Annotated in this window: 15 protein-coding genes; 5 read left to right on the top strand and 10 right to left on the bottom strand. The window is 60.7% G+C overall.

Annotation, left to right across the window (positions count from 1 at the left end):
* The first annotated feature begins 30 nt into the window (after window positions 1-30).
* Window positions 31-1,020 (top strand): ABC transporter substrate-binding protein, encoded by a 990-nt coding sequence (locus AC1DYK_RS11185; protein WP_478166359.1) that lies wholly within the window; start codon window positions 31-33, stop codon window positions 1,018-1,020.
* 79 nt (window positions 1,021-1,099) lie between these two features.
* Here AC1DYK_RS11185 and AC1DYK_RS11180 read toward each other — a convergent pair whose 3' ends face one another.
* Both AC1DYK_RS11180 and AC1DYK_RS11175 read right to left on the bottom strand, forming a co-directional pair.
* The gene (locus AC1DYK_RS11180) at window positions 1,100-1,276 is read right to left on the bottom strand and encodes a DUF3606 domain-containing protein (protein WP_478166358.1); all 177 of its coding nucleotides are present in this window, start codon (window positions 1,274-1,276) and stop codon (window positions 1,100-1,102) included.
* Entirely contained in the window at window positions 1,273-3,120 is a 1,848-nt protein-coding gene (locus tag AC1DYK_RS11175) for a 3'-5' exonuclease (RefSeq protein WP_478166357.1), read from the bottom strand. Before AC1DYK_RS11175 ends, AC1DYK_RS11180 begins: the two co-directional genes overlap by 4 nt.
* A gap of 321 nt (window positions 3,121-3,441) precedes the next feature.
* Here AC1DYK_RS11175 and AC1DYK_RS11170 point away from each other — a divergent pair, with 321 nt between their 5' ends.
* Both AC1DYK_RS11170 and AC1DYK_RS11165 read left to right on the top strand, forming a co-directional pair.
* Window positions 3,442-4,695, top strand: a complete 1,254-nt coding sequence (locus AC1DYK_RS11170) for an HNH endonuclease (protein ID WP_478166356.1) — start codon at window positions 3,442-3,444, stop codon at window positions 4,693-4,695.
* A gap of 255 nt (window positions 4,696-4,950) precedes the next feature.
* The gene (locus AC1DYK_RS11165) at window positions 4,951-5,613 is read left to right on the top strand and encodes an AbiV family abortive infection protein (protein ID WP_478166355.1); all 663 of its coding nucleotides are present in this window, start codon (window positions 4,951-4,953) and stop codon (window positions 5,611-5,613) included.
* 151 nt (window positions 5,614-5,764) lie between these two features.
* On the opposite strand, the gene AC1DYK_RS11160 is transcribed toward AC1DYK_RS11165, so the two are convergent.
* From AC1DYK_RS11160 to hsdR, 4 genes are read right to left on the bottom strand one after another with little or no spacing between them, the layout of a single operon-like run.
* Window positions 5,765-6,976: an SIR2 family NAD-dependent protein deacylase gene (locus AC1DYK_RS11160; RefSeq protein WP_478166354.1), complete on the bottom strand. Its 1,212-nt coding sequence runs from the start codon at window positions 6,974-6,976 to the stop codon at window positions 5,765-5,767.
* A complete protein-coding gene (locus AC1DYK_RS11155) occupies window positions 6,976-8,748 on the bottom strand; it encodes a restriction endonuclease subunit S (RefSeq protein ID WP_478166353.1) in 1,773 nt (590 codons plus the stop codon). Before AC1DYK_RS11155 ends, AC1DYK_RS11160 begins: the two co-directional genes overlap by 1 nt.
* Before the next feature lie 2 nt (window positions 8,749-8,750).
* Window positions 8,751-10,241, bottom strand: coding sequence for a type I restriction-modification system subunit M (locus AC1DYK_RS11150; RefSeq protein ID WP_478166352.1), 1,491 nt, complete (start codon window positions 10,239-10,241; stop codon window positions 8,751-8,753).
* Between the two features lie 21 nt (window positions 10,242-10,262).
* Window positions 10,263-12,605, bottom strand: coding sequence for an EcoAI/FtnUII family type I restriction enzme subunit R (hsdR, locus tag AC1DYK_RS11145; protein ID WP_478166351.1), 2,343 nt, complete (start codon window positions 12,603-12,605; stop codon window positions 10,263-10,265).
* Window positions 12,606-13,107: 502 nt separating this feature from the next.
* Between hsdR and AC1DYK_RS11140 the strand changes: the two genes are divergently transcribed.
* A complete protein-coding gene (locus AC1DYK_RS11140) occupies window positions 13,108-14,268 on the top strand; it encodes an IS30 family transposase (protein ID WP_478166350.1) in 1,161 nt (386 codons plus the stop codon).
* Window positions 14,269-14,415: 147 nt separating this feature from the next.
* Here the strand turns inward: AC1DYK_RS11140 and AC1DYK_RS11135 are convergent, their stop codons facing one another.
* Window positions 14,416-14,829: a hypothetical protein gene (locus AC1DYK_RS11135; RefSeq protein ID WP_478166349.1), complete on the bottom strand. Its 414-nt coding sequence runs from the start codon at window positions 14,827-14,829 to the stop codon at window positions 14,416-14,418.
* Window positions 14,830-15,390: 561 nt separating this feature from the next.
* Here AC1DYK_RS11135 and AC1DYK_RS11130 point away from each other — a divergent pair.
* On the top strand, window positions 15,391-15,588 hold the full coding sequence (locus AC1DYK_RS11130) for a hypothetical protein (RefSeq protein ID WP_478166348.1): 198 nt from the start codon (window positions 15,391-15,393) through the stop codon (window positions 15,586-15,588).
* A gap of 47 nt (window positions 15,589-15,635) precedes the next feature.
* On the opposite strand, the gene AC1DYK_RS11125 is transcribed toward AC1DYK_RS11130, so the two are convergent.
* The 3 genes from AC1DYK_RS11125 to AC1DYK_RS11115 form a co-directional block, all read right to left on the bottom strand.
* A complete protein-coding gene (locus AC1DYK_RS11125) occupies window positions 15,636-16,277 on the bottom strand; it encodes a serine hydrolase (protein WP_478166446.1) in 642 nt (213 codons plus the stop codon).
* 69 nt (window positions 16,278-16,346) lie between these two features.
* Complete coding sequence (locus AC1DYK_RS11120; protein ID WP_478166347.1) at window positions 16,347-16,742, bottom strand: hypothetical protein; 396 nt, start codon at window positions 16,740-16,742, stop codon at window positions 16,347-16,349.
* Window positions 16,743-16,753: 11 nt separating this feature from the next.
* Window positions 16,754-18,961 (bottom strand): xanthine dehydrogenase family protein molybdopterin-binding subunit, encoded by a 2,208-nt coding sequence (locus AC1DYK_RS11115; protein WP_478166445.1) that lies wholly within the window; start codon window positions 18,959-18,961, stop codon window positions 16,754-16,756.
* Window positions 18,962-19,020 lie beyond the last annotated feature (59 nt).

The following is a 19,020-nucleotide window of genomic DNA, read 5'->3' as shown; positions in this document are numbered from 1 at the left end:
CTTTCATGGGCTGACCCCCGAGGAGGTAACGTGCGGCGGAAAACGGTGCTTGCGCTTGGCCTCGTTCTTGGCGTCGGGTCGATCACGCTGACGCCTCCCGTAGGGGCTCAGCAGGCAGGCAGGATCTACAGGATCGGCGTTCTCAGCCTTACCTCGTTCGAGGGCACCACGCTTGGCAAGGTGATGGCAGAGGGACTCGGTCGGCGCGGCTACGTTGTCGGGCGAAACACTGTCATCGAGGACAAGTTCGCCGATGGAAACGCGGATCGGCTGCCGGCGTTGGCCGCGGAGCTTGTGGGCCTCAAAGTCGATCTCATTGTTGCGGGCTCTGCAGTGGCCATTCGGGCTGCTCACGGCGCGACAACGACGATCCCGATCGTCATGGCATTCAGTGGCGAGGACCCCGTCAAGGGCGGGTTCGTGACCAGCCTGGGGCGGCCCGGCGGCAATGTCACCGGGGTGACTGCAATCGCACGCGACTTGACTCCGAAAACGCTGGAGTTGCTCCGCGATGCCGTCCCTGGGCTTGCCCGGGTCGCGATCCTGACCAATCCCGCCAGGCCAGAGCACGCCGAATATTTGCGCATCATCCAGGCGGTACGGCCGCAGGGCATGCAGCTGCAGGTGCTGGAAGCCGATAGGCCCGATCAGTACGGTGCAGCGTTTGCAGCGATGACCCAACAGCACGCCGATGGACTCGTCATCTTCGGAGATGTGATGTTTACGCGTGATTCCGAACGGCTTGCCGAGCTGGCGCGCTTGCATGCGTTGCCATCCATCTATTTGCACAAGGCATTCGTTGTCGCCGGTGGACTGATGACTTACGGCCCCGATCTGCGGCGCCTTCTCGATCTCGCCACGGATTACGTCGACAAGATCCTCAAAGGCGAGAATCCTGGCGCGTTGCCGGTGCAGCAGCCGACAACGTTCAAGCTGATCATCAACACGAAGACCGCGAAGGCAATCGGGCTGAAGATCCCGCAATCGCTGCTCCGTCGCGCAGACGAGGTGATTCAATGATTGCGCATCGCCAATCGGTTTCGTCTGCCTCAACGCATGAAGGGTCTGCGTGCCAGCCCGGCCGGTTCCATCGGCCAAATCACTCGCGCGACGCGAGATGTTCGCGCACCGCGGCCACGTGATTGCCGACCTTGGCGAGGGCATCCCGCAGCTTCGCCTCGGTGCATCGAAGCTCCCTGCACCAGTACTGCAATGCTGAGTGCAACGGGGGGGCCGGGTCGCGTGCGCACCGCCTCCTGCTTGAATTCGGAGTCACTGCCTCACCGCATTCGCCACGATCAACCGCGAAGTCGCCCGCGTCGCCCCCACGTAGAACAACCGCATCTCCTCCAGCGGATCGCTCTCCTCCGCCTTCGCGCCGGTCGGGTCCCCCGCCACAGCCTGCCGCGCCCCCATCACCGCCACCACTGGAAACTCCAGCCCCTTGCTCGCGTGCAGGGTCATCACCTTGATGGTGTCGGCCAGCGGGTCGAAGTCGTGCGCGCCCTTGCGCACCTTGTGCGGCAGGCGGCGGCGGGTCAAGGCCTTGGCGCATTCGTCCATCAGCGCCCAGCTGCGGCACAGCACCGCCATGTCGCCCCAGGCATGGCCTTCGTTGTGGGCGCTGGCCATCAGCTCGGCGATGCGCTCGGCCTGCTCGCGCGGGGTCGGCAGGTCGATGACGATCGGCTCGGCGCCGTCGCGGCCGCAACTCACGGGGTGAAGCAGTGGGATGCCGTCGTCGCCGTTCTCCTGCGGGCGCAGCAGCTCGGTCGCCATCGCGCTGGCGGCCTGCAGGATCTGGCGGGTGTTGCGGTAGTTGATCTTCAAGATGGTGGTGCGGCCCTGCGCCTGCACGCCCACGCTCTTGAAGCTGAAGGGCTTACCGCCGCGCCGCTTGTCGTAGATGCTCTGGGCATCGTCATACAGCAGCAGCAGGCTGTTGGTGTGGGGGTCGACCATCTGCGTGACCAGCTTGAGCCATTCCGGCGCGAAGTCGTGGCCCTCGTCGACCAGCACCGCCAGGTACTGGCCCGAGGGGATCATGCGGCGGTCGACGCCGTCGATGACGTTCTGCACCATCTGCTCCATGAACGCCCCCACGGGCAAGCCATTGGGCGGCAGGGGCTGGCCGAAGGCCACCAGCTGGTCGCGGCACCACTTGTGGAAGTGCCGCACATGCACGCGCCCGTCCAGCTGCTTGGCCCGCATCACGGCCTGCAGCTTGACCGCCAGCGGCTCGTTGTAGCAAAGCACGAGCACCGGCTTGGCCGCGTCGGCGTTGGCGCCAACGGCCTTGGCCAGGTACTCGGCGCGGTAGCCGAGGATCATGGTCTTGCCGGAGCCGGCCACGCCGTGGATCACGCGGTGGCCGTCTCCGAGGCTGCGCGCCAGCTGCTCCTGCTGCAGGTCCATCACGCGCAGGAAGTCGGGGATGGTGGCGGCTTCATCCGCATCGTCGAAGGGAGACGCAGCGAAGAGCGTGCCCTGCTCGGCCACGCGCACCTCGGGAAACAGGTTCCAGCGCACGCGGTCGATCTGGGGCAACGAGAGCGTGCCGCGCATGAGCCGCGGGAACATCTCCCACAGCCGGCGCTGGAAGGGCTCGGGCTCGCACTCCTCCAGCATCTCGTCGGAGCAGATCACGCGGTGCGGCTCGATCGCGTTGCCGAGGCCCGCCGCATCGAACTGCTTGCGCGTGATGCGCGTGAAGACGACGCCGTAGCTCCACGGGAAGGTGAGCATGCCTTGCCACTTGCCCTCGTGAACGATCAGCTGCGCATCGCGCTTGAGGGCATCGACCACCTGCAGCGTCTGGTGGCGGGCCTGCTCGATGGGGTTGGGCACGCTCTTGGGCACACCGTCGGGCGCGATCAGCCAGTCGCCCCGGCTCGCCTTCTGGATGGTGTCGAGGCGCCAGTCCTTGGTCTCCAGGATCAGCAGGCCACGGCGCGGGTGCAGCACGACGAAGTCGGGATGGCACTGCTTGGGGCCGATGGGCACGTCGAACCACAGCAGGTAATCGTTGTCGAGCTTCTGCTGCAGGCGCTCGGCGAGACGGCGCTCGCCGGAGGTCATGCGGGCGACGCAGGTGCTGAGGGCGGGGAGGAGGACGGCCATGGAGGGGTGCTCGAGATGGTCAGCCTGGGATCATGGCCCTACTGTTCTCCTCTGGGTTTTCATGCTCTATCAACGAGGCGGGAACTGTGCAATATGTCCCGGCGTCGACTGCAAGAGGCGACCTCGAAGAGCTGGGTCCGAATTGCAGCGGAAGCAGTCATAGACCTCGTGACTGCGTCAAAGATGCGACCAAACATGTGAATTTGTTGGCAGCTAGTACTCCGTCCAGCGGATGCCACTAAGAAATTCAGGTCATCATCCCCGGAATAGATCTCGCAATCCCGCAAGCGATCTACCTTCCACGCCGCAGCATTCAACCTCATGGCCAAATACGACCCACTCATCGAGCTACTAAACGCAACATCGTCGTATGCCCTGCGATTGAGTTTTGGGGACGTCGAGAAAACCTTAAGGGATCGACTACCTGAGTCCGCAAGAAAGTACGCAGCATGGTGGGCCAACTCCAGCGTTGAGGACACTCATTCTTGGGCACACGCATGGCAAGCTGCGGGCTGGAAAGCGTCGGTGAAGCTCGCTTCTGGCATGGTCGATTTCCATCGCGTTCCGCGAGTGGCGGCCTCGGCGCTCAGTGTCCTACGACCCAAAACTCGCGAGTATGTGATGGATCTCGTCAAGCATGCCGGCGTCGACGTGACAGATTGGGAATTCACCGCCGACGGTCGCGAAGTGAAGAATCCGCGTGCCAACCCACGCTTCTGCTACGACTGGTCGTTCGGTAACGCTACTGAAGGCTATGTCCTATGCATTTGGCACGAGCTCCTGGAAGAGCGCAACGGCCGTGTGGTCTACAACTCAGACTACGGTGAACACACGAAGCAGCTTCGTGACCGACTTCATCGCGCGGGAGCAACGCAAGAGCAGCGGGGTCGGTTGCTACAGCAGATTCGACGATCCGAGGCGTTTGAAGAGGCATTGAACTCGTCGTTTCATGCAGACAGAGCAGTTCGAATTATTCTCAATGCAGGTGACATGCGCGCAGATCAGGAACTGGGTGACGCGTCCGCTGCCGTGAGCGAACGAAGCCTTGACCCGGCAGAGTGGTTCGTTCACCGAATCAACGACGGTGACGCGTTGATCGTCCGCGGCGAGCGTGGGGCCAGGTTGGCTGCAGTTGCGACGGACGGGATGCAACCACCCGAGACCGTGGGCGAAGACGACAGGTGGCGAGAGGGTCAAATTCGCCTCCGGCAGGGCCAGTCAGCATTCAGATCGTCGCTGCTCGCAGCGTATCGTCGACGATGCGCCGTCACGGGCTGTATCTTGGAGCCAGTGTTGGAGGCCGCACACATCATTCCTCACGCGGAGGGTACTGACTACCGCACGAGCAACGGATTGCTGCTTCGCTCGGATGTACACACCTTGTATGACCTCCATCATCTTTCCGTCGATAGCCGAGGGCAAATTCACCTCTCGAGGGAGGCAATGAGCACTGACTACCGTCAATTTCATGGCAAATCAATTAATCTTCCCGATTTAAGCACTCAGCAGCCGGCTTCTTCTAACCTCGAAAGCCGGCACAATCGATTTCTCTTAAAGGAGAAAGAACGACTCTAGTAGGTACAGAGAAGGAATGTCGTTGCGGCTGAGGGCCTCCCCCCTATTGATCAACTTCGATGGGCTCGAAGGAAGGCGCTGCAGATGCTGCCTCAGGCTCGGTTCACTAGCTGGTGCGCGCCACAATTGACCCGTGAAGCATACGACAGCCGAAGTGACCAATCTCGAAACAGCCGCAATGCTGCGGCAGCAATTGCCCAAAAACGCTGGACTTCAGCACCGGCCACTCAGGCGCGAGCTTCGCTTTGACCCTCCTTGGACGTTGACGAGCAGATGAGAGCAACACTTTCAGCACGCAAATACAAGCAACTCGCCTTGGAGTCGCTACGCAATTCCTTGAGGCTCTTGAGGGACTCAATCTCCCTATTTGAAATTGGATCGTATCCAACAGCCTTTCAACTTGCGGTACTCTCTATGGAAGAGTATGCGAAAGCAAAGTGGGTTGATCATGTTTACTACACCGCACTTACCAACGAGAGTCTCCCCGCGGCAGCGGAGGAGCAGCCATGGTTGAAGCTGCTCTACTTGCACTCGGAAAAACAGTCCGCTTTCATGGGCAGTGAATACTTCGAATTTTCCCCAAAGCTGCTCCGAGCTGCTGCTGATGGAAATTTGGAGCGCCGGAAGCAGGCAGCTATTTACGTTGGCCTCCCAAAGCAAGGCAAGCATGTCGATGTCAATGCGCGCGTTTCGCTTCCAAGCTCAACAAAGCAGCCCGACGCCAAGCAGATGATTTCGATCGTGGCTAGAGAGATCAGAGACGTCTACGCGCTCATTGAACGGAACGACCGATATTTCGGAATCGAGTCGCTCGATGAAGTAATTACGTCGCACGAAGCGATGTTCGTGTTTACATGGCCCCATGGATCCGGTCTGAAATCGCGACGGTTTCGGCCACTACACGGTTGGAAGAAGTAAGTTGAGAGCCTCTACTTGCGGCCAAGCACCTTCAGATTCGCCTCAATGCGGTTTTGCAGCGGTTTTTCCAGGTCAGAAACATCGCCTTGCAACTCGGGGGCTTGTCCGGCTAGAGGCGGAAGTTTGATGTCGCCCTTGCAGGTTCGCTAGGTCAATCTGCGCCGGCAGGGTCAGCCATAGGGGGCGAATGTCGAGCGGACTCGGACAAGAAGCTCTTCGCGCGCGCAGCTTGGGACTTCCTGAAGCTCAACTCGCTCTTAGCATGGCGAAGGATGTTGTTGACGGCCTCGTACTGTCCTTTGGGATACCAAATCGCAGTGATGCCTAAGCGCAAGAGTTCGCTGTTTCGGGCAACCAGCGTCTCCAACTGCTTGGGCGCCTGTTCGATGGAAAAATGCTGAGGGAACAGCACGTCGCCAGCACTTTCCTTGGTGGCTTGAAATACTTGTACGGTTCGATCGTTGTGCAAGCTGCAACCGATGAAGAACAGGCCGTTGTTGCAGTAGTAGCGCGCCAAGATCTTGGGTACGGGCCGGTGCAGATCCAGGCCGTCTTCGCCATAGGCCGCGTCGTACTGTGTTTTGCCAAGGATGCATTGCGCAGGCGCCTTGAAGTCCCCGTGGATCTTGATGATCGTGACCTTCGAAGGATCGGGTAGCTCCATGGCAGTCGTGCCGTTGATCACCTGCACGCGGCCGGCGCCATCGGTGTCGTACACCTGCTCCAGCAGGCGGTCGTAATTAGTGGTGATCAGCGTGTCGCTGAACAACTCCGAGATGAGCAGGGTGATGTCTTGAATGCTGCCGCGCTTGCCGAACACATCGCGGATTTCTTGGGCGAAGACATCGCGCCCATGTTGCTGCTCAATGTGCGCAATGATCTCTTCGTGTTGGCCTTGAGCCAGCCATGCCTCGACCTGTTCTGGCGCAATGCCCGCCGTGCGCCCCTGTTGGCGTAGATGATTGGCCCAGGTCGGAAAACCACCACCAGCAGATATGCCCGCGCCGATGAAAGGCACCACCTCCTGCGCTGCGAGGCATTCCACCAGCTGGTCGAAGCGCTGTTCGTTGCGCTCAAACCAGTGCAGACCGTCGGCTTCGCCGTAGGTCTCCACGAATGGATCGCGGCTCAGCACTGCCCGGCGACGCTCTGCGCGATAGGCCTTCAGGGCCTGCTCGTACGCCTCGCGGTCACCCGCGAAAAACGCCTTGCTGGGATTGGAGAGGCCGACTTGGTTGAGCCCGCGCAGCAGTGGCAACTCCAGATCTATGTCGCCCTCGTCGATCCAGGCATTGAAGTCCTCGAACAGCCCGTAATCCGCGTGCCCATCAGCTTGGCACCAGGTTTCGACCTGTCCGTTCATCATGGCCTCGCAAGCGCCTTCTCGGCCAAGGTATCGGCAAGATGCAGCTGGTTAGTTTGCGCGTCATTCAGGCGGAACTTGAGCCAGTCGCACAGTGCTATCAGCTCGTCGACTTTGGCGACGATGCGGTGTTGCTCTTCTATGGGAGCCAAAGGGAATCTGAAACTTCTAACTTTTTTCCCATTCAGCGCCGGTTGCGCCCCTCCATGACCATCATCTCTATGAGATTCATACTTGCTTTTAGCCCATATCCAAACATATTCAGGGAAAATAAATTGTTCATTGAATACAAATGCAGCAACATTCTGATTTGTACAGGCATTTATTTCAAGAAGAGCTGTTTGGCCTCGTGTTTTTCCTTGGCCGATGATGGCCATAAGTAGACTTCGCGCTGGAATCATTGATGCGCTCGATTTTTTTAAACCCTCTTGCGTTATTTTTTCGGAAGTATCCCTGATTATGCAATTAGCAACCTCCCCTGAGCTCACCCAAGGTATATCTCCATTCCAGAATTTTGACTCTGTCCTGCTTGGCGTACTGCCAAGACGAATATCAGCGAAATCCTGAACGACAATCTCTACCCAGGTAGCTGGCAACGCCTGCGACTTCCCCATTGGCTCAACGGGAAGATGATTTTTGATCACGCCTTCCTTCATCAGCTTGGCCTTCTCAGCAGCGATCTTCTTGAGTAATTCGCTGGCGGGCTCGTCGTTTGGATCTTGCGGGACGAGCATACCCATCACGGCTAGTTGCAGGATGGTCTGCTTGAGCTGGTTGATGCTTTCTTCGGTGGTGAACAGGGTGTCGAAGTGCTCGGCGATGCCCTGCCAAGCGCTTGTGAATTGCGCATGATCGGCGGCACTGGTCAGCGCGTTCAGGAAGGCCTCTACCAAGGTTTGATGGGCGCTACGGCTGGAGTTGGTCTGCTCTTCAAGCTGGTCGCACAGCGCCATCAGCTCATCCGCCTTGGCGACGATGCGGTGTTGTTCATCTAACGGCGGCACAGGCACGGGAAGTAGCACCACCGCGCTGGTGTTTAGTTCGACCTGCTGAGTGCTTCCAGAAACTAATGAAGCTTCGTGCGCTGGTTCGATTCTGATCTGTACGCCCGGCGAGGAAATATAGGTACGACAATATTTCGCATGCACGCCCAGTACTCTAACTACCGTGACATGAGAATCTGCGACAAGCGCTTGCTCGGGAACACGTTCTACGGCGTTAATTCGCCCAACTGTTCCTGTTCCCGTGGAGTTCCAAAGCAAATCTTGATTTTTAAGAAATCGTTCCTGCTTATACCCACTCAGACTTTCATCGTCTACAAATCGAGACGCTGAGATATCGAAGCCTGACCACTGGACGCATTTCTGGGAAACAACTTTTACTCGCCCAGAGTCGGCGTAGACGGGTCCTTTGCCGCGCTGAATATATTCACTGACATCTTGTAGTCGGCTCCATTCCCAACCGCTCGGCAAGTCAAACGGCTTTTCTTCCTCGGTAATCAGCGGCAGCGGCTTGTCCTTCTTGATCTTGCCTTCCTTCACCAGTCTCGCCTTCTCGGCGACGATATTCTTGAGCAGTTCGCTCGCGGGTTCGTCGTTCGGGTCTTGTGGGACCAGCAGGCCACGCACGGCCAGCTCCAGGATCAGCTCGCGCAGCTTCTTGATGCCATACAGCTCGATCTTGCTGGACGAGCCTCGGCCTGCGGTGGACTTGCGCTTGATCGCTGCGGTCCACAGGTCGACGTGGTCGGTAATGAGTTGCTCTCCGGCCATGCTCAGCGCGCTCCGGTGAGTGCCGCGGCAAGAATGGCCTTGAGCTGGTCGCGCAAGCTCTGGATGTCCTTTTTTTGGCCCTGGTACTTCGCCAACAACTCTTCCGGGTCGTGGCTGACCTGCTCGCCCACGTGCGGGTTCTTGATGTCGAGGTTGTAGTTGCGCGCGGTAATGTCCGCGATGCTGACTTTCCAGGCCTGCGGGGTCTCCACGCGGGCAGCAAAGCCATCGACCTCGCTGCCCCACCAGGCGCACTCAGAGGCGAACTCTTCGACCTGCATGGGGCGGGTCTTGTTGTAGCTGGTAACGCCTTCAGGGTAGGGGTGCTCGTAGAACCACACGTCTTGCGTGGCAGGCCATTGACCTTCAGGCCTCTTGGTGAAGAAGAGGATGTTGGTCTTGATGCCGGTGTACGGATTGAACACGCCATTGGGCAGCCGCACGATGGTGTGCAGACGGCACTGCTCTAGCAGCATCTGCTTGAGGCGGGTTTTCATGCCCTCGCCGAACAGGAAGCCATCGGGCAGCACCACGGCAGCACGGCCGTCGCTCTTGAGCAGCTTGACGACCAGGGCCATGAAGAGGTCGGCCGTCTCGCGGGTGCGCAGGGTGGCAGGGAACTGGTTCTCCACGCCATCTTCTTCCATGCCGCCGAAGGGTGGATTGGTGATGATGACGTGCACGCGGTCTGCCTCGCCGTAGTCTTTGTAGGCGCGGCGGCTGAGCATGTTGTCGTGCTCGATCTGCGTGGGCGTGTCGATGCCGTGCAGGATCATGTTGGTGGTGCACAGCATGTGGGGCAGGGCCTTTTTTTCCACGCCGTGGATGCTGGCGACGAGCACGGCCTCGTCGGCCGCGTTCTTCACATACTGCTTTTTGTGGTCGATGGTGCAGGCCAAAAAGCCGCCGGTGCCGCAGGCAGGGTCGAGCACGCTTTCGTCGAGCTTGGGGTCAACACGGTCGACGATGAACTTGGTGACGGCGCGGGGCGTGTAGAACTCGCCAGCGTTGCCGGCGCTTTGCAGGTCTTTGAGGATTTGCTCGTAGATGCTGCCGAAGGTATGGCGGTCTTGCGTGTTGTTGAAGTTGATCTCGCAGATCTTGTTGATGACCTGCCGCATGAGGGTGCCCGACTTCATGTAGTTATAGGCGTCCTCGAAGACGTTGCGGATGACCTTGGCGCGCTCGCCCGTCGGGCCGCTGACGGTGAGCTTGTTCTTGAGCGTAGGGAAGAGCTGCAGGTTGATGAAGTCGCTGAGGTCGTCCCCCGTCATGCCCTCGGGGTCGGACGCCCAGTTGCGCCAGCGCAGGTGCTCAGGGAGCGGCGACTTGTAGTTGTCTTCCAGCAGCTCGATCTCGGCTTCGCGGTCGTCGTAAATCTTGAGAAAGAACATCCACACCAATTGACTGATGCGCTGGGCGTCGCCATCGACGCCGACGTCCTTGCGCATGATGTCTTGAATGGACTTGATGACTCCGCTGACGTTGCTCATTGAGATTCCAGATTCACTTGCTTAACTTGCTTGTTTGAAGAGCTCGGCTTCGAGTTCTTGAAGGGCTTCTTCGTACTTGGCCTTGCCACCGAAGGCGCCGTTGATGATTTCCACGGGGGTTCCGAGCTGCTTGAAGGGGTCGAGCTTCAAGACGTTGTTGTTTTCGATGCTGGTGATGCCTTCGTTGGCGTACTTGTCCAGCAGGGCTTCCAGCACGGCGCGGGCCTTGTCGCCGTATTTGGTGAAGTAGTTGCGCTTCTTGACGTTGTTGGCGCGCTCGCTGCGGGTGCGCGGCGGTTGGTCAAAGGCGATGTGGCAGATCAGGTCGAAGTCGCCGTAGTCCTTGCCAACTTCCTTGGCAAGATTGGGCAGCTCGATGCCGTACTCGGCCAGGGCGTCGATGATGGCGGCCTTCTTTTTAGCGCTGTTCCACTTCTTCAGAAAGTCGTCGAGTGACGCGAATTCCTTGCGTATGTTCTTGCGGCTGTAGTCGCTATAGCTTTCGGCAACCATCTGGCCGTCTTCCCCGAGGTACTCGACCCGCTCCGCGAGGATCCGAACTTCCAAGCCACTGACGACGAACTTCTTGACGGTTTGCTCTTCATCGTCATCGTCCGGTTGGTCGTCGTCCCCGGGCTCAGGATCGGGCGGTACGGGGTCGTCGTCATTCCCGGGCTCGTAGATGACTACAGGCTCGCCATCAAACTCCGGATCCTTGAAGAGCTCGGTGGCCTTCTTAAAATCCATGATGGTGAAGAAGTACTTGTTCTGCGCCTCATCGATGCGCGTGCCACGCCCCACGATCTGCTTGAACGTGGTCATCGAGTTGATGGTCTTGTCCAGCACGATGAGCTTGCAGGTCTTCGCGTCCACGCCCGTGGTCAAAAGTTCTGACGTAGTGGCGATGACGGGGTACTTGCTCTCTGGGTCGATGAAGTTGTCCAGCTCGGCCTTGCCTTCGATGCTGTCCCCGGTGATACGCATCACATATCGGCTGTTCTCTGTGGCCAGCGTGCCAGCAGCATTGGTGATGGCCTTGCGCATGCGCTCAGCGTGATCGATGTCCTCGCAAAAGATGATGGTCTTCTGGAAGGGGTCTGTGGCGTTGAGCAGCTTCATCACACGCTTGGCGACGAGCTTGGTGCGTTGGTTGAGCACCAGCACGCGATCCATGTCGAGTTGGTTGTATTGACGCTGCTCGATCGCGTTACCAAGGTCGTCCTTCATGCCGGCGGGCGGTGTCCAGCCCTGGAGGTCTTTATCGATGTCGATGCGCACCACCTTGTAGGGCGCCAAGAAACCGTCTTGGATCCCTTGCTTCAGCGAGTAGGTGTAAACCGGCTCGCCAAAGTAGGTGATGTTGGAGGCGTACTTAGTTTCCTTGGGTGTGGCCGTGAGGCCAAGCTGGATGGCGCTGTCAAAGTACTCGAGAATTTCTTTCCAAGCCGAGTCGTCGTTGGCGCTGCCCCGGTGGCACTCATCGATCACGATCAGATCGAAGAAGTCCCGCTTTACGGACTTGAAGATCTTGTCTTCCTCATCGGGGCCAGTAAGTGATTGATACAAGCCGAGGTAGACCTCGTAGGACGGATCGATCTTCCGGTTGCGGATCTTGGTCATGACTGAGCCAAAGGGCTTGAAGTCATTGACCAAGGTTTGGTCAGCGAGGATGTTGCGATCAACCAGGAAAAGGACGCGCTTGACCTTCTTGGCCTTCCACAGGCGGTAGATGATCTGGAAGGTTGTGTAAGTCTTGCCGGTACCTGTGGCCATGACCAACAGCAACCGCTTTTCGCCCTGGGCTACCCGTTCGACGACACGGTTGATCGCTTCGGCCTGGTAATAGCGCGGCTCCTTGTTGCTGCCGTCGTCGTAGTAGGGTTCTGTAACCAGCGACTCCTGAGCATCCTCGATCCCCCGGAAAGCCTTATAGCGGCGCCAGAGTTCATCGGGGGTCGGGAAAGCATCCATACCGAACTCGGTTTCAATGACTTCTCCCACCGCCGCTGTCTTGTTGTGGCTGCCAAAACCGTCGCCGTTGGAACTGAAGGCGCAGGGCACATCGAGCAGATCTGCATAGCCCAGCGCCTGTTGCATGCCATCACTGATGGTATGCGTGTTGTCTTTGGCTTCGATTACGGCGATCGGAACGCCCTTCTCTTTTTGAAGCACGTAGTCAGCAAACTTCTTCTTCTTCTTGTTGCGTGACGAGAGATTGCCGCGGACTACGACCGGCCCGGGGGTGAGCGTGACTTCACGGCGAACTTGGGTCATCTCATCCCAGCCAACCTGAACGATGGCTGGCGTAATGAACTTGGCTTTGATGTCTGCCTCGCTGAGTTCCTTCTTTTCCTTTGGGTCCATTGCTACCTTCCTTGATTGCTCACAGACTCATTTCAGCGACTGCCGATACCGCTTCGACTTCGGTGCTCGAGTTTGTACGCCGGCTAACTCGATAAATGCGGCAGCGTCGCAGATCAAACACCATGATCAATTTTGACTACCGCAGCAAAACGCCCAGCAGAGCTGGGCGCTTACTTTCCAGAATTGAAGCACGTACTGCATGCCCGAAACTGCGGGCTTTGCTGTGTTTCTGAAGTAAAAATCCTGAGATGACCCGCTTGACAAATCAACGACTTTTATCTGCCCATACTAGGAAAACATGACATAGTTGCTGCGACTGGCCTGCAACGCGCCAAGATTACTCAGACATTGATCATAGCTGGGTCACAGGAGGCTCCTTGAATGTGACGGGAAGCTCGCTGTACTTCGGCTTCAGGCGCCGTTGAACGGCCAGTTTCGGAGTGCGGATTCAACCGGTCGATGCAACACACTAGAAACTGCGTAGGCAGAAGGAGTGTTGTAGATGAAGTATCGAACGCGGACCTACTACACGGACAGCCAGAAGGCCCTGATGTGGGAGCGCTGGAAAGCAGGCGACAGCCTTCAACAGATAGCCCAGTTGTTCGATCGATCGCATTCGTCGGTCGAAGGGATTCTGTCCCGAACAGGCGGAATACCGCCGCCAGAGCGGTGCCGGTCCTCCTTGGCACTGACCTTGGCCGAGCGCGAGGAGATCTCACGTGCTGTAGTGGCCGGCTTCTCAGTTCGAGCGATCGCCAGCATCCTCGGGCGAGCGCCATCGACTGTCAGCCGGGAGATCAAGCGCAACGGTGGTCGAGAGGGCTACCGGGCTGCTCAGGCCGACCAGGCGGCGTGGGACCGCGGGCACCGTCCCAAGAGATGCAAACTGACAAGGAACAGAGCCTTGGCGCGCATCGTGGCTGCCAAGCTCCAGTCGCTGTGGGCGCCCGAGCAGATCGCAGGGTGGCTCAAGCATAGTTATCCTGGCGACGAGGACTTCCAGGTGTCACACGAGACCATCTATCGCAGCCTCTTTATCCAAGCCCGTGGGGCCTTGAAGAAGGAACTGCTGCAGCATCTGCGACGCACGCGGGTGATGCGCCGTTCGCGCCACCACACGCAGAAGACCGATGACCACGGAAGAATCCTTGACACCGTATCGATCAGCGAGCGCCCGGCCACGGTGGAAGATCGGGCAGTGCCTGGTCATTGGGAAGGCGACCTGCTGTTCGGGGGCACGAGCAGTCAGATTGCCACCCTGGTCGAGCGTCAAACCCGCTACGTGATGCTGGTGAAACTTGGGGGCACGGACACCGAGACCGTCGTCAATGCGCTGATCAAGAACGCTCGCAAGCTGCCGCAGGAGCTGTACAAGTCGCTGACCTGGGATCGAGGCAAGGAGATGGCGGCTCACAAGCGCTTCACCCTGGCGACCGACGTCCAAGTCTACTTCTGTGACCCGCACAATCCCTGGCAGCGCGGAACCAACGAGAACACGAACGGCTTGCTCAGGCAGTACTTCCCTAAAGGGATCGATCTCTCGAGCCATTCACAGGCCAAGCTGAATGCCGTTGCAAGACAATTGAACGAGCGACCAAGGAAGACCCTCGACTTTCACACGCCCGCTGAGATGTTCAGCCAAATCGTTGCATCGACCGGTTGAATCCGCAGAGGCACTGCGGACGCGTAGCCAGCGGATGGGTCAATGACAGGTAGCGGCGGCAGCTGTCATCGATGCGCCAGAACTGAACGACTCCACCCAGTCTGCAGCAGACGTATCGGAGTCGCCCTCCCCGCGGCTCCGCCCACCTCACCCCCGATCCGGCACCGTCCCCCCACTCTTCACCCGCACCTCATCGATCGCACCCCTCAACGTCCGCAGGTGACGCTCCATATCAGCATTGAGCACAGTCACCAAGCCCCGCAGTTCGTTCGGCTCGATGTGAAATTCTTCGTGGTCCCCCAGGGGGTAGCGAGGCGACAGGAAGCTCTGCAGGCACTCGTAGGCGCGAAACGAATCAGTCAAATCGCAGAACGCCTCTTCGATATCCGAGACGTCAATCTTTTTCGATTCTGGAGACTCTGCTGTCTCTGGAGTCTCTGGAGTCTCTGGAATCTCTGGGTCGACGACTGGCACGCGAGGCCGCTTTGCAGCGACCGTTGTGGCCTTGACCGACTTGGAAATTTTCGAGGAATGCGCGAGCGCGCGAGCAGACGTAGCCATTTTTCGGCCTCCCTAGTGAATGCAGACTTGCCTCACCCGCCGCCTCCGAAGTCAAACGAAGGCGGCGGCTCGAACGGGTTGGAAGACCGGGGAAGTTCTCACGAAAAAACCGGCAGGGCTTGCGCCCTCCCGCCCGAGCCGCCAAAAACTGGGGCACGAGCGGCGAGAAGCCGCAGGCCATAAGGCAACTGCGGCTTCCGCCGTGATAACTTCATTTGCGGGCTTCCAAACCCGATCGCGCCCTTTTTCGACGCGACTTGCGCAGTATGCCAGCGCTATTTCATCTGGCGCACGCTATTGAGCGCTTCCTCGTTCCGATCCATCGCCCGGAATCTTCAGCGCCCGCTCATCAAGCCAGCTTGAAAGGCAACTCTCGCACCGGCTTCCCGGTAATCGCCGCCACCGCATTCGCAAACGCCTGAAGGTCCGCCTGACCAGCGCCACCGTCTGGTGAGGATGAAGACTTAGATAGACGACTTTCGTTAACAATTTCACGAAATCCGAAGTCGTGACGCCGGCGCCCCCAGGCGCCTGTATCGGAATGTAATCAGAATGGTCTACATGAAAACCGATCGAGACGACTTCCACGATTGGCAAATGAGCGAACGTGCCAGCATCAGCAGCACGCTCACTCCTCTTGAACGCCGGCGCACCCGAACGCCGCCGCTACCACCCCAGATGCCATGGGGGCGGATCGCGTTGATCGCCGTGGTCGGCCTGGTCTTCCTCCTCCTCGCTCTGAGATTGCATTTCCGCTGATTGACACTGCGTCCTGGGGTGGCTTGGCGATATAGCCGAGCAGGCCCTCACGCCTTCCGCACGCATCGGGCGCGGCCATCAACTCGCAGGCATCGCCCGAACGAGAAGCCGCCAGAGCTGTTCGTCGAAGCCCCGGTCCGGCGCCGCCTGCCCCGTGCGCACGACGACCAGCCTGCGGCTGGGAACAACAAAGAGCTTGCGGTCCAGCGCGCCCATCGCGGCGACCATGTCGGCGGGCGCGGCCCCGATGAGCGGGCCGGGGCGGCGGGGCGCGTTGGCGCCGACGCCCACGGTTTCAGCGCCGCCGTTGAGCCACCAGAGTCGGCCGTAGGAGGGGTTCGTCTTCGTGGGCACGAACAGCGCGTCGAGCTGCGCCTTGGAGATGACGCGCACCCCCGTGTCGGTGACGCCGCCGTTCCGCACGAATGCCCCATGCGGGCAATGTCGCGCGGGGTCGTGACCAGCCCAGTCGGGTTGCCGGCGCTCGACATCAGCGCCGGGCGGTTGCGCCAGGCGGTGTCGTGCATGGCGGCGGGGCGCGCGAGCCAGGCTTGCGTGATCTCGCCGAGCGGCTGCTTCGCCGCTGCTTCGAGCACCGGCTTCATCACCGCGTAGGCCGGCGTGTTGTAGAAGAATTTCGTGTCCGGCGCCGCGTCGAAGCTGAGGTCTTCCTTCAGGCCCGAGTTCATCTCCATCAGGTGGCGCACGGTGATCGCGGCCTCCTGCTGCGGCGTGGCCTTCGACCAGCCCGGGCCGATTTAGGACGACACGGGTTGCGAGAGATCCAGCAGGCCCTTGTCGACCGCGATGCCGGCGAGGATCGCGACGAAGCTCTTCTGCTGCGAGGCGACGTCTTCGAGCAGCGCGCCGTCCGGGGCCGTGCCGTGAACGAAGGCGGCGCGGAAGGCCCTGGCGTCGGCGGGCAGCGGCCAGAGCTTCTCGACGATGAGCTTGTCGCCCTGGATGATGACGAGGCCGGTCGATTTCTGGCTCGCGACATAGCGGGTCAGTTCGTCCAGCGCGGCCGCGTTCCAGTCCGCGGCGGCGACGGGCTCGGCGCGGGCCGGCTCGGCGCGTGGCGCGCCGGCCGGCGTGGCGATGGCGCACAGCACGACCAGTGCCACCGCCGAGAGGGTGGCCAGGGATCTGCGCACGGGCCCGCGCGTCAAGCCAGCTTGAAAGGCAACTCCCGCACCGGCTTCCCCGTGATCGCCGCCACCGCGTTCGCAAACGCCGGCGCCAGCGGCGGTAACCCCGGCTCGCCCATGCCGGTCGGCGCATCCGCGCTGGGCACCGTGTACACCGCAATCTGCGGCATGTCCGTGATGCGCGGCACCACGAAGTCCCCGAAGTTGCTCTGCTGCACCACGCCATCCTTCAGCGTGATCGCGGCACCCGGCAGGCACATCGACAGCCCCATCACCGCGGCCCCCTGCACCTGCGCCTCCACGCTTTGCGGGTTGACCACCAGGTTGCAGTGCACGCCCGCCGTCACCTGGTGCAATGTGGGCGTGCCGTCCTTCACCGAGGCTTCGACCACATAGGCCACCACCGAGTCGAAGGATTCGTGCACCGCCACGCCCCAGGCGCGGCCGGCTTCGAGCTTCTTCTTGCCGTAGCCGGACTTGTCCACGGCGAGTTGCAGCGCCGCCTTGTGGCGCGGGTGCTGGTCGCCGATGAGCTTCATGCGGTAGGCCACCGGGTCTTGCTTGGTGGTGCGGGCGATCTCGTCGAGCAGCGTTTCCATGACGAAGGCGGTGTGGGTCGAGCCCACGCTGCGCCACCAGAGCACCGGCACGTTGAGCTTGGGGTGCTGCACCGTGAGCCGCATCGGGATGTCGTACGGCTCCTTCATGCCCTCGACGGCGGTGGCGTCGATGCCGTCCTTGACCATCATCTGCTCGAACAGGGTGCCCATCAGCAGCGACTGGCCGACGATGGCGTGGTCCCAGGCCGTGATCTTGCCCTGCGCGTCGAAGCCGATCTTCGCGGTGTGCAGGTGCATCGGGCGGTAGTAGCCGCCCTTGATGTCGTCCTCGCGGCTCCACAGCGTGCGGATCGGCGCCTTGATGCCCGCCGCCTGCGCGGCCTTGACGACGCTGCAGGCCTCGGCCACGAAGTCGCTGGTCAGCAGGCCGCGCCGGCCGAAGCCGCCGCCCGCCATCTGCACGTTCACCTTGACGTTCTGCGGCGGCACGCCCAGCACCTTGGCGGCGGCCATGCCGTCGATGCCCGGCATCTGCGTGCCGGTCCACACTTCCGCCTTGTTGCCGACCAGGTGGACGGTGCAGTTGAGCGGCTCCATCGGCGCGTGCGCCAGGTAGGGGAAGACGAATTCGGCGTTGATCTTGTGCGGCGCGGCGGCCAGCTTCGACACATCGTCGTTGTACTTGCGCGGGCCCGGCAGGGTCGCGAGTTCGCGGTACTGCGCCAGCTGCTTCTCGCTGTCGACCTTGTCGACGCCGCTGGTGTCCCAATCGATCTTGAGCGCATCTCGCCCCTGCTTGGCGGCCCAGTAGCCATCGGCGACCACGGCCACGCCTTCGGCGCCACGGTCGAGCGGCACGCGCAGCACGGCCTTCACACCCTTGACCGCCTTGGCGGCGCTGTCGTCCACCGACTTGACCTTGGCGGCGAACACCGGCGGATGCACCACCACGGCAGTCAGCATGCCGGGCAGGCGCATGTCGATGCCGTAGTTCTGGTGGCCGCTGGACTTGGCCTGCGCGTCGAGCCGGCCGGTGGGCTTGCCGATGAGGCGGAAGTCCTTCGGGTCCTTGAGCTTGACCGTTTCGGGCACCGGCAGCTTCATGGCCGCTTCGGCCAGCTCGCCGTAGCCCAGCCTCTTGCCGCCGGGGCCGATGACGACGCCATCGCGCGTTTGCAGCGTGGAGGCACTCACCTTCCACTGTGCCGCCGCCGCGCCGACCAGCATGGCGCGGGTGCGGGCGCCGAGTTCGCGGTACTGCGTGTACGAGTTCTTGATCGAGCCCGAGCCGCCCGTGATGTGCATGCCGAACATGGGATCGATGTACGCCGGGTCGTTGGTGCCGTGGACGCTCTTGACCTTCGACCAGTCGGCGTCGAGTTCTTCGGCCAGGATCATCGGCAGCCCGGTCTGCACGCCCTGCCCGAAGTCGAGCCGGTTGATGGTGATGGTGGTGGTGCCGTCGCGGTCGATGCGCACGAAGGCCGAGGGCTGCTGCAATGGCTTCAGGCCTGGCGGCCGGCCTGATCCCGTGGGGTCCGCATCCTGTGCAAGTACACCCGCGGGGAAGACGCCGAGCGCGAAGCCGCTCACTGCCGTGAGCTTCAGGAAGCTGCGCCGCGGGAGGCCTTGGGGTTCGTCGGTGCTGTCTTCGTGGCGCGTCATCAACGCGCGCAGGTTGGCGGGCAGCTCGAAGGTGGTGGGGTCGAAGTTCATGGTGCTCT

It is taken from the genome of Variovorax sp. P2_H12 (assembly GCF_056403395.1).
Note: the sequence above shows the minus strand (reverse complement) of the source record. Positions and strands in the feature narration are given on the sequence as shown.

Excerpts from the sequence above, each read along its gene's own strand:
- AC1DYK_RS11175 (WP_478166357.1), bottom strand. The coding sequence starts at position 3,120 with ATGGCCGTCCTCCTCCCCGCCCTCAGCACCTGCGTCGCCCGCATGACC.
- AC1DYK_RS11170 (WP_478166356.1), top strand. The coding sequence starts at position 3,442 with ATGGCCAAATACGACCCACTCATCGAGCTACTAAACGCAACATCGTCG.
- AC1DYK_RS11160 (WP_478166354.1), bottom strand. The coding sequence starts at position 6,976 with ATGAACGGACAGGTCGAAACCTGGTGCCAAGCTGATGGGCACGCGGAT.
- AC1DYK_RS11155 (WP_478166353.1), bottom strand. The coding sequence starts at position 8,748 with ATGGCCGGAGAGCAACTCATTACCGACCACGTCGACCTGTGGACCGCA.
- AC1DYK_RS11150 (WP_478166352.1), bottom strand. The coding sequence starts at position 10,241 with ATGAGCAACGTCAGCGGAGTCATCAAGTCCATTCAAGACATCATGCGC.
- hsdR (WP_478166351.1), bottom strand. The coding sequence starts at position 12,605 with ATGGACCCAAAGGAAAAGAAGGAACTCAGCGAGGCAGACATCAAAGCC.
- AC1DYK_RS11140 (WP_478166350.1), top strand. The coding sequence starts at position 13,108 with ATGAAGTATCGAACGCGGACCTACTACACGGACAGCCAGAAGGCCCTG.
- AC1DYK_RS11135 (WP_478166349.1), bottom strand. The coding sequence starts at position 14,829 with ATGGCTACGTCTGCTCGCGCGCTCGCGCATTCCTCGAAAATTTCCAAG.
- AC1DYK_RS11130 (WP_478166348.1), top strand. The coding sequence starts at position 15,391 with ATGAAAACCGATCGAGACGACTTCCACGATTGGCAAATGAGCGAACGT.
- AC1DYK_RS11125 (WP_478166446.1), bottom strand. The coding sequence starts at position 16,277 with ATGAACTCGGGCCTGAAGGAAGACCTCAGCTTCGACGCGGCGCCGGAC.
- AC1DYK_RS11115 (WP_478166445.1), bottom strand. The coding sequence starts at position 18,961 with ATGACGCGCCACGAAGACAGCACCGACGAACCCCAAGGCCTCCCGCGG.